The organism is Thiorhodococcus mannitoliphagus (assembly GCF_010915725.1).
Classification (GTDB): Bacteria; Pseudomonadota; Gammaproteobacteria; order Chromatiales; family Chromatiaceae; genus Thiorhodococcus; species Thiorhodococcus mannitoliphagus.
In genome coordinates, this window is sequence record NZ_JAAIJR010000410.1 from 1 (window position 1) to 685 (window position 685).

At 58.8% G+C, this 685-nt stretch carries 2 protein-coding genes; both read left to right on the forward strand.

What is annotated here, in order from left to right; genetic code table 11:
- Positions 1–97 precede the first annotated feature (97 nt).
- Entirely contained in the window at positions 98–322 is a 225-nt protein-coding gene (locus G3480_RS27175; RefSeq protein ID WP_240906122.1) for a type II toxin-antitoxin system RelE/ParE family toxin, read from the forward strand.
- A gap of 13 nt (positions 323–335) precedes the next feature.
- A complete protein-coding gene (locus tag G3480_RS27180) occupies positions 336–677 on the forward strand; it encodes a HigA family addiction module antitoxin (RefSeq protein ID WP_164657283.1) in 342 nt (113 codons plus the stop codon).
- Positions 678–685: the final 8 nt, after the last annotated feature.

The window sequence follows — 685 nt, forward strand, 5'->3', positions numbered from 1 at the left end:
AGACTGATGGCGTTACAACGCTTCATCGGCATGCTCCTACAAGGTTCCTGCGAAGATGCCTTATTTTAATAGAATCAAAGCCTTAGATGCTAAGTCCATGGCATTGGGGCCGGAGCTGGCCCGACAGGCGCAACGCAAGCTGGCGATGCTCAACCGCGCGGCGTCCCTGGATGATCTCAAGGTTCCGCCGGGGAATCGGCTGGAGCGATTGGCCGAGGATTGGGAAGGGCAGCATAGCATCCGCATCAATGACCAATGGCGGCTGTGTCTTGAATGGCGCGACGGGCACGCCTGGGGTGTTGAGATCATTGACTATCACTGAGGGGCAAACCGCCATGAGTATTGCCGTTGAATCCTTGCATAAATGCGACTTTTCCGATGTTGCCGAGGGCGACCTGCCCCCCGTGCCACCAGGAGAGATCCTGGCCCATGAGTTCCTAGAACCCCTGGCGATCACGCCTTATCGGCTCGCCAAGTCGATTGGCGTGCCTCAGCAGCGGGTGGGTGAGATCCTGGCCGGTAGACGCTCCATCACGGCGGATACCGGACTGCGCCTGTCGCGCTTCTTCGGGATGAGTGACGGGTTCTGGATCGGGCTACAGGCCGACTGTTACGTCCCTCCCTTAAACAGGCGTAGCCGCCTGAAAAATCCCACGGTCCGCCAGGACCTCGGTTGAACCATTCC